At 63.6% G+C, this 9,351-nt stretch carries 8 protein-coding genes; 4 read left to right on the forward strand and 4 right to left on the reverse strand.

Going from position 1 to position 9,351, the window contains the following annotated elements:
• Positions 1-52 precede the first annotated feature (52 nt).
• Complete coding sequence (gene galE, locus ENZ74_RS11545; protein ID WP_063170028.1) at positions 53-1,048, reverse strand: UDP-glucose 4-epimerase GalE; 996 nt, start codon at positions 1,046-1,048, stop codon at positions 53-55.
• A 268-nt stretch (positions 1,049-1,316) separates the two neighbouring features.
• Here galE and hemA point away from each other — a divergent pair, with 268 nt between their 5' ends.
• Entirely contained in the window at positions 1,317-2,594 is a 1,278-nt protein-coding gene (gene hemA, locus ENZ74_RS11550) for a 5-aminolevulinate synthase (protein WP_063170463.1), read from the forward strand.
• Positions 2,595-2,666: 72 nt separating this feature from the next.
• Here hemA and ENZ74_RS11555 read toward each other — a convergent pair whose 3' ends face one another.
• Together ENZ74_RS11555 and mscL are read right to left on the reverse strand one after the other, a co-directional pair.
• Entirely contained in the window at positions 2,667-3,833 is a 1,167-nt protein-coding gene (locus tag ENZ74_RS11555; RefSeq protein WP_013533609.1) for a pyridoxal phosphate-dependent aminotransferase, read from the reverse strand.
• A gap of 112 nt (positions 3,834-3,945) precedes the next feature.
• On the reverse strand, positions 3,946-4,368 hold the full coding sequence (mscL, locus tag ENZ74_RS11560) for a large conductance mechanosensitive channel protein MscL (RefSeq protein WP_013533610.1): 423 nt from the start codon (positions 4,366-4,368) through the stop codon (positions 3,946-3,948).
• Between the two features lie 399 nt (positions 4,369-4,767).
• On the opposite strand from mscL, the gene ENZ74_RS11565 reads away from it, so the two are divergent.
• The 3 genes from ENZ74_RS11565 (at position 4,768) to ENZ74_RS11575 (ending at position 8,848) form a co-directional block, all read left to right on the forward strand.
• Positions 4,768-4,977 carry a hypothetical protein gene (locus tag ENZ74_RS11565; protein WP_024503137.1) on the forward strand — a complete coding sequence of 70 codons (210 nt, stop codon included), beginning with the start codon at positions 4,768-4,770 and terminating at the stop codon, positions 4,975-4,977.
• On the forward strand, positions 4,967-5,242 hold the full coding sequence (locus ENZ74_RS11570; protein ID WP_013533612.1) for a type II toxin-antitoxin system RelE/ParE family toxin: 276 nt from the start codon (positions 4,967-4,969) through the stop codon (positions 5,240-5,242). The genes ENZ74_RS11565 and ENZ74_RS11570 overlap by 11 nt, the downstream gene beginning before the upstream one ends.
• 120 nt (positions 5,243-5,362) lie before the next feature.
• Positions 5,363-8,848, forward strand: coding sequence for a PAS domain-containing hybrid sensor histidine kinase/response regulator (locus ENZ74_RS11575; protein ID WP_063170462.1), 3,486 nt, complete (start codon positions 5,363-5,365; stop codon positions 8,846-8,848).
• A gap of 4 nt (positions 8,849-8,852) precedes the next feature.
• Here the strand turns inward: ENZ74_RS11575 and ENZ74_RS11580 are convergent.
• Positions 8,853-9,351, reverse strand: a 499-nt coding sequence (locus ENZ74_RS11580; RefSeq protein ID WP_164761003.1) for a response regulator transcription factor, incomplete at its 5' end; no start/stop codon positions are given.

Genomic DNA, 9,351 nt, shown 5'->3' on the forward strand with positions numbered 1-9,351 from the left:
GCCTTCAATAGCGCTTCACTGCCCGGCTTGCGAGCCCTTGGGAGAACCCGGCTCAGCCGCGCGCGGAGTTCTTGCCGGTCAGGATGCGCTCCCAGGCGAGCGCATCGGCGACGATCTGGTCGAGATCGTCGCGTTGCGGGGTCCAGCCGAGCTCGGCGCGGGCGAGATCCGAATTGGCGACAACCGCCGCGGCGTCGCCAGGGCGGCGATCACCCATCTTCACCTCGAAATCATGGCCAAAGGCGCGGCGCACGCTGTCGATGACCTCCAGCACCGAATAGCCATGGCTGTAGCCGCAATTGGCGACGAGGCTCTGTCCCCCGGCGCGCAGCCGCTGCAAAGCCAGGCGATGCGCCGCCGCCAGGTCGCTGACATGGATGTAGTCGCGCATGCAGGTGCCGTCCGGCGTAGGATAATCGGTGCCGAACACCTGCATGAACGGCCGCTTGCCGAGTGCCGTCTCGCAGGCGACCTTGATCAGATGGGTTGCGCCCGGCGTCGACTGGCCGGTGCGGCCCTTCGGGTCGGCGCCGGCGACGTTGAAGTAGCGCAGCGCCGTATAGCGCAGGCCATGCGCGATCGACGCGTCGCGCAGCATCCACTCACTCATCAGCTTGGACAGGCCATAGGGCGATTCCGGCGCCAGGCGGGCGTCCTCGCGCACCGGCTCCAGCCCGGCGCCGCCGTAGACGGCGGCGGTCGAGGAAAAGATGAAATTGGGCACGCCTTCGCGCACCGCGGTTTCGATCAGCGTGCGCGTCTTCGAGGTGTTGTTCTCATAATAGCCGAGCGGGTCGGCGACCGATTCCGGAACCACGATCGAGCCGGCGAAATGAATGATCGCGTCGACCTTGTTCTCCCTGATGACCGCGCCGACCAATTCCTTGTCGGCGACATCGCCGACGACCAGCTTGGCCTCCGGCGCCACTGCCCATTCGAAACCGGTGGAAAGACGGTCGAGAACGACCACGCTTTCGCCGGCATCCAGCAGCTCCCAGACCATATGGCTGCCGATGTAACCGGCGCCGCCTGTCACCAAAACTGTCATCCGCGTCCTCGCTTATCCAAGATTTATCGGAAACTGTCTCAACCCCGCTCTACTGGAAAGCCCGCCGCATGGCCATTGGAACCCCCTGGTAACCGGCATTGCCGGCCAGTGGCATTGTCCTGAAACAAAGTTCATCCACATCAAGGGAATAGGCCACGATCCGCGGTCGTTAGGAACAGGTCCGGGGCGTGGCATTTTGACCAAAAAGGCCAGGTGGACGACCAACGGGCCAATGATTATGATCCCGCGCAAAAATTGGGAAGTCGACATGAACTATCAGCGGTTCTTCGAGGAAGCGATCGACCAGCTCCATGCCGAGCGTCGCTACCGCGTTTTCGCCGACCTCGAGCGGATCGCGGGCAAGTTCCCGCGCGCCATCTGGCGTTCCAATGGCCGTGCCGAGGAAATCACCGTCTGGTGCTCCAACGACTATCTCGGCATGGGCCAGCATCCCGACGTCATCGCCGCGTTCCAGAATACCGCTGGCAAGATGGGTTCGGGCGCCGGCGGCACCCGCAACATTTCCGGCACCTCGAACCCGCTGGTCGAGCTTGAGGTGGAGCTTGCCGATCTGCACGACAAGGAAGCGGCACTGGTCTTCACCTCCGGTTTCGTCTCCAACGAGGCCTCGATCTCGACCATCGCGAAGCTTTTGCCCAACTGCCTGATCATCTCGGACGAATTGAACCACGCCTCGATGATCGAAGGCGTGCGGCGTTCCGGCGCCGAAAAGAAGATCTTCCGCCACAATGACGTGGCGCATCTGGAAAGCCTTTTGCAGGCGGCGGGGCGCGAACGTGCCAAGCTGATCGTCTTCGAAAGCGTCTATTCGATGGATGGCGACATCGCGCCGATCAAAGAGATCGTCGAACTCGCCGAGCGCTACAACGCCATGACCTATATCGACGAGGTCCATGCCGTTGGTATGTACGGGCCGCGCGGCGGCGGCATCACCGAGCGCGAAGGCCTGGCCGACCGCATCGACATCATCGAAGGCACGCTGGCCAAGGCATTCGGCACGCTGGGCGGCTACATCACCGGCACCAGCGCTGTGATCGACGCCGTGCGCTCCTATGCGCCGGGCTTCATCTTCACCACGGCACTGCCGCCGGCGATCGCTGCCGCCGCGGCCGCTTCGATCCGCCATCTCAAGCGCTCGCAGGCCGAGCGCGACGCCCAGCAGCAGCAGGCCGCGAGAACCAAACACATCCTGTCGGCCGCCGGCCTGCCGGTGATGGATTCGCCGACGCACATCGTGCCGCTGCTGGTCGGCGATCCCGAGGCCTGCAAGATGGCCAGCGACCGCCTGCTCGGCGTGCACGGCATCTACATCCAGCCGATCAACTACCCGACCGTGCCGCGCGGCACCGAGCGGCTGCGCATCACGCCAACGCCGTTCCATTCCGATGCGCTGATCGCCGAATTGCAGGATGCGCTGGTCGAGACCTGGGATGCGCTCGGTATCCCCTACGGCTCCGCCGGTCGGCCTTCGGTGGCCAAGAGCGACCGCATCATTCCATTGCTGGTGCCCAAGTCAGGCGGCTGATGCCGTTTGGAACTCTACTCCGGCGGCCATCTGGCTCGCCGGAGCGATTTCAATTCGGGCTTCGTCAGCGGCTCAGGCGTTCTTCATCCACTTCGCCAGCCGGTGTGCCGCTTCCTCGATCTGGTCGAGACGGCGGTGGAAGCACAGCCGCAAAAACGCCTCGCCGCCGGGGCCGAAAGCGGTGCCTGGCGCCAGGCCGACATTGGCCTTGTCGACGATGTCGAAGGCAGCGGTGCGTGAATCGGTGATGCCCTCGACGGTGAAAAACAGATAGAACGCGCCCTGCGGCACCGTAAACCCAGCGCGGCCGGTGGCGCCGAGGATGCCGCAGACAAGGTCGCGCGCCTTGCGCGCCCGCTCCACCTGTTCGGCGACGAAGGCGTCGCCCTCGTCAAGGGCGGCGACCGCACCGCGCTGCATGAACTGGGCGACGCCGGAGCTCGAATACTGGATCAGGTTCTCGAACACCTGCTGCAAGCTCGGATGCGTCTTGATCCAGCCGACGCGCCAGCCGGTCATCGCCCAGTTCTTGGAAAAGGAGTTGACGTACAGGATACGGTCTTCCGCCGACGCTATGTCGAGGAAGGACGGCGCGCGGCCGTGGCCGTAGTGGAACAGTGAATAGATCTCGTCGGCGATGATCCAGAGGTTTTTCGCGCGCGCCAGAGCGAGGATCGCCTGCAAGGTCTCGTGATCGGCGGTCCAGCCGGTCGGATTCGACGGCGTGTTGATGAACAGCGCCTTTGTGCGCGGCGTGATCGAAGCGGCGATCTTCTCGACGTCGCAGGACCAGCCATTGCCGGAATGATCGAGCGTGACCGCGACTGGAACGGCTCCCGCTATCCCTGCTGCGGCATCGAAATTCGGCCAGGCCGGCGACAGGTAGACCACCTCGTCGCCGGCGCCGGCGAGCGCGTCGAGCGCCAGCTGGATGGCATGCATGCCGGAGCCGGTGACGATGAATTCTTCCTCCGGGAAATTCTTGCCGAAATGCCTGGCATAGTAACGGGAGAGTGCCTGCCTGAGATCGGGGATGCCCCTTTGCCAGGTGTAGAATGTCTCGCCGCCGGCCAGCGCCTTCGACGCGGCATCGGTGATGAAGGCTGGCGTCGGCAGGTCGCCTTCGCCGGCCCAGAGCGGAATCATGCCTTCGCGCAGGCGGCCGTAATTGACGACGGCGACAATGCCACTTTCGGGTGCCGCACGGGCCTCGGTGCGCAAGCTGTCGATCAGGGTCATGGGCGGATCCGTTTTTGGTCTGCGGTTTTCGTCAGCGGTCCTTACCAGATGCGAAAACAGAAAACCCCGGCCGCCAACGACCGGGGTTTTGGTCCAGCAATGCTGCCCGTGGTCAGCGCCTGGCGAGCAGATCGCGAATTTCGGTGAGCAGCGCGACGTCGGCTGGCGGCGGAGCCGCCGGTGCAGCGGGCTTCTCGCGCTCAAGCCGCTTGCGCATGTTGTTCACCGCCTTGACCATCAGGAAAATGATGAAAGCGAGGATGAGGAAGTTCAACGCGACAGTGATGAAGCTGCCGTAGGCAAAGACCGCGCCTTGCTTCTTGGCGTCGGCCAGCGAGGTGGCGTTGACGGCCGAGGAGAGGCCAAGGAAATAATTGTTGAAGTCCAAGCCGCCGAAAATCGCGCCGACGATCGGCATGATGATATCGTTAACAAGGGAATCGACGATCTTGCCGAAGGCCGCGCCGATGATGACGCCGACCGCAAGGTCCATCACATTGCCCTTGGAAATAAATTCCTGGAATTCTTTCAGCATTCGACCCTCCTTGTCGTGACTGGCCGAGCTGCCGTTTCCGTCCTTGCGGCATCGACCTGAGGCAACATAACAAAAACCTCCTGACGCAACATGGGTAAAAGGGAGAAAACAACCGCTTTCTCCTTACCTTACGGCACTTTGGGCGGCAGCTCTGCCGAATTTGACGCGTTGCGTACAAGGGCGTGAAATTTCATATCCCCGCGATGCAAATCGACACAGATGCCGCCGAATCACTGCAAAACGACCACGCTGGACCAGATTGCCGCCGAGCACGGCATGGGCCCCTGGTTGTTGACGCGAGCGATCAATCGCTCTTTGCAAGGTTTCCCGCATTGACGGCACGGCAAAGCCAGCATTGAATTTCTGGAAATTATAGGCGTTTTCGCCTATAATGTTCTCATGAACATGCTCGAAACCATCAGCATTGATGTTTATCCGTGGGCGGCTCCAACAAAGGAGCAGCGCGCTTGGTTTGACGCGCTTTCGCCCGACGAGAAGCGGAAAGCGATTCAGGCGGCGATCAACGAAGGTTTTGAGAGCCCGGTCAGCGAAAAGTCGATCGACGACATTATTCGGGAAGCGCGTGCCGAACTCCCGCATGCGCCATAGGATAACGCATCGCGCCGAACGCGATCTGAAAGACATTTACCGACACACCTTCGAAAACTTCGGCCACACTCAGGCCGAAAAGTACCTGCGCGAACTCGACGCGGTGTTTGAGTTGCTCGGCGACTATCCGAGTATGGGCCGGCTCTATGAAGGCAGGACCCATCAGTTCGTCCACGGCAAGCACATCATCCTCTATCGCATGGGTTTGGAGGAGGTCGTCATTGGCCGTATTTTCCACGGCGCTCAGCGGCGATCTTCACCATAACGACACCGACGCGCCGCCCTGATAGCCGTCCTGCACAGCTCTGCAATGGACTCGGACGCCAAGCTGTGGTTGCGTCCGGGCAAGCCGGATAGAAAGACGGCAGAGGAGGAAAGTCCAAGCGTGCAGGGCTTGTTCATCGTCATCATCGCGGTCGCCTATGTGACGCTGCTGTTTGCCATCGCCAGCCTCGGCGACCGCCGCTCGGCCATCTCCGAGCCGAGCCGGGGGCGGCCTTTCATCTATGCGCTCAGCCTCGCGATCTACTGCACATCCTGGACTTTCTTCGGCTCGGTCGGTCTCTCTTCCGAACGCGGCCTCGAATTCCTCGGCATCTATACGGGCCCGGTGCTCGTCTTCGTCTTCGGCTTCCCGCTGCTCAACCGTATCGTGCGGCTGGCCAAGACCGAGAAGATCACCTCGATCGCTGATTTCCTCGGCGCACGCTACGGCAAGAGTTTCACCGTCGCGGCGATCGCCACGCTGATCGCCACCATCGGCGCGGTGCCCTATATCGCGCTGCAGTTGAAGGCGATATCCGGTTCGGTCAGCCTGATGGTCGAGCACTATACGGGATCGCCGCCTTCGTTCGATCCCTTCGTCAGCGACATCTCGCTGGTCGTCGCCATGCTGTTGGCGCTGTTCGCGGTGCTGTTTGGAACCCGTCACGCCGACGCCACCGAACACCAGGACGGACTGGTGCTGGCGGTGGCGGTCGAAACCGTCGTCAAGCTCGCCGCCTTCCTGGCGATCGGCCTGATGGTCACCTTCCTGATCTTCGGCGGCCCGGGCGACATGTTCGACAAGCTCGCCGAGAACGCGCAGGTCCGGCAGGCGATGAGCTACAACACCTCGCTCGCCACCTGGCTGGTGCTGACGTGCCTGAGCGGCTTTGCCATCATCATGCTGCCGCGGCAGTTCTACGTCACCATCGTCGAAAACCGCGGCGAGGCCGAACTGCGCACCGCGACATGGGTGTTCCCGCTCTACCTCGTGGCGATCAACCTGTTCGTGCTGCCGATCGCCTTCGCCGGCCTGTCGCTGGTCGGCACCGGAACCAGCAGCGATCTCTATGTGCTGTCGCTGCCCCTGTTCAGCGGCCATGATGTGCTGGCGATGGCGGCTTTCATCGGCGGCCTGTCGGCGGCGACGGCGATGGTGATCGTCGAAAGCGTGGCGCTGTCGATCATGATCTCCAACGATCTCGTCATTCCGCTGTTCGTGCGCCGCCTGCTCAAGACCTCGACCTCCGAGACCGAGGACTGGTCGACGCTGATCCTTAATGTGCGGCGCGGGGCGATCTTCATCCTGTTGTTCATCGCCTTCCTCTATTACCGCGAGAGCACCAACAGCGCGCGCCTGTCGTCGATCGGCCTGATGTCGTTCGCGGCCATCGCCCAGTTCGCCCCCGCCCTGATCGGCGGGCTGATCTGGCGCGGCGCCAACGGCCGGGGTGCGGCACTCGGCATGGTCGCCGGCATCCTCGTCTGGGGCTACACACTGCTCCTGCCGTCGCTTGCCGCGGCCGATACCGGCATCATCGTGCACGGGCTGTTCGGCTTCGAGGCGCTGCGGCCGCAGGCCCTGTTCGGCACCGTCGCCGAACCGCTGAACCACGGCGTGTTGTGGAGCCTGTCGATCAATGCGGTGTTTTTCGTGCTTGGCTCGCTGTCGCGCGCGTCGGTGCCGCTGGAACGCATCCAGGCGTCGATCTTCGTGCCGCGCGATGCCGGCCCGATGCCCAGCCTGCGCCGTTTCCGCACCGCCATCACCGTCAACGACCTGAAGGACACGATCGGGCGCTATCTCGGCGTCGAGCGCACCGAGCGCTCTTTCCAGTCGTTCGAAAAGACCAACGGAACCTCGCTGCACGGCAACGAACAGGCGAGCATGGACGTCATCCGCTTTTCCGAGCAGCTGCTGGCCAGCGCCGTCGGCTCCTCCTCGGCACGGCTGATCCTGTCGCTGCTGTTTCGGCGCCACGACCGCGAATCCCGAGATGCCTTCCGCTTGCTCGACGACGCCACCGAGGCGCTGCAGCACAACCGCGACCTCTTGCAGATCGCGCTCGACCAGATGGAACAGGGCATCACCGTCTTCGATCGCGATTTCCGCCTGATCTGCTGGAACCGCCAGTACCGGGCGCTGTTCGACCTGCCCGACGAGATGGGCCAGGTCGGCGTCTCGCTCGACCGCATCCTGCGCCATCTCGCCGAGCGCGGCGACATTCCCGCCGATCAGCGTGTGGCCATGCTCAACCGGCTGACCAGCTTCGTCAGCCCGTGGCAGATGGAGCTGAAAACCTCGGGCCGCATCCTGGAACTGCGCTCCAACCCGATGCCGGACGGCGGCATCGTCGCCACCTATGCCGACATTTCCGGGCGCGTCGAGCAGGATCTTGCGCTGAAAAGGGCCAATGAATCGCTGGAGCAGCGGGTCAAGACGCGCACCATCGAGCTGACCCGGGTCAATGAGGAACTGGCGCAGGCACAGATGCTGGCCGAGGAGGCCAATCTCGGCAAGACGCGCTTCCTCGCCGCCGCCGGCCACGACATCCTGCAGCCGCTGAACGCCGCCCGGCTCTATTGCTCCTCGCTGATCGAGAAGGCCGGCAAGGGACCTGCCGGCAAGGCGGCCGTGAACATCGAATCCTCGCTGGAATCCGTCGAGACCATTCTCGGCGCCGTGCTCGACATCTCCCGCCTCGATGCCGGCGCGATGAAGCCGGATGACACCGCCTTCAACCTCGACGGATTGCTGCGCCAGATCGGCAACGACTTCCGGCCGCTGGCCGCCGAAAAGAAGCTCGAGCTGACCATCATGCCGTCATCGCTGACGGTGACGACGGACCGCAATTTGCTGCGCCGCCTGATCCAGAATCTCGTCTCCAACGCCATCAAATACACGCGCCGCGGCCGCGTGCTGGTTGGCGTCAGGCGGCGCGGCGAATTGGCCGAGATCCAGGTGATCGACACCGGCATCGGCATCGCCGGCGACAAGCTGAACACCGTCTTTCGCGAATTCACCCGGCTCGACGAGGGCGCGCGCGAGGCCGAGGGCCTCGGTCTCGGCCTCTCCATCGTCGACCGCATCGCCCGGGTGTTGCGCCTGGAGATCCGCATCTTTTCCAGTCCGGGCAAGGGCACGCGATTCTCCGTTATCCTGCCCGTCGCGGCCGTGCAGGCACGACGCGAGATCGAAGCCAGGGCTCCCGCCCGCGCGACAGCCTCGCTGGCCGGTCTGCACGTGCTGTGCATCGACAACGACGCCCGCATCCTCGAAGGCATGCGGCTCCTGCTCGAAGGCTGGGGTTGCAACGTCGACACCGCGTCCGGTTCAAAGGATCTGGAGACCGCGAAGATACATCGCCCGGACATCGTCCTTGCCGACTACCATCTCGACGGCGAAACCGGCCTCGAACTCGTCGTCAGGCTGCGTGCGATCCATGGCGACACCCTGCCGGCCGTGCTGGTCACCGCCGACCGCTCCAACGAGGTGCGCACGACCGCCGGCGGGCTCGAGATTGCGGTGATCAACAAACCGCTCAAACCAGCGGTACTGCGCTCGATGATGGCCAGGGTCAGGCCGCTGGCGCCGGCGGCGGAATAGGGGTCTAACCCGCCGGCTGCAGCGGGTCGCTGCCGATCTTGGACAGCAGGATCACCGCCTGGGTGCGGCTGTCGACGCCGAGCTTCTGCAGGATGGCGGAGACATGCGCCTTGATGGTGGCCTCGGAGACGCCGAGTTCATAGGCGATCTGCTTGTTGAGCAGGCCCTCGGCCAGCATGCCGAGCACCCGGGTCTGCTGCGGCGTCAACGCCTGCAGCCGCTTGATCAGGTCGGATATTTCAGGGTCGCGCTCGATGCCGAGATCGACGCCGACGGGTGCTGCAATATCGCCGGCAAGCACCGATTGCACGGCGCTGCGGATTTCTTCCATGCTGGCCGATTTGGAGATGAAGCCGGAAGCGCCGAGGTCGAGCGCCCGCCTGATGGTCGCCGGATCGTCATGCGCCGACACCACGACCAGCGGCACCGCCGGATGGATGCCACGCAGCGAGATCAGGCCGGAGAGGCCGCTGGCGCCCGGCATCGACAGGTCGAGCAGCACC

Origin of the sequence: Mesorhizobium sp. M7A.F.Ca.CA.002.15.2.1 (assembly GCF_003998715.1) — a bacterium.
Classification (GTDB): domain Bacteria; phylum Pseudomonadota; class Alphaproteobacteria; order Rhizobiales; family Rhizobiaceae; genus Mesorhizobium; species Mesorhizobium ciceri.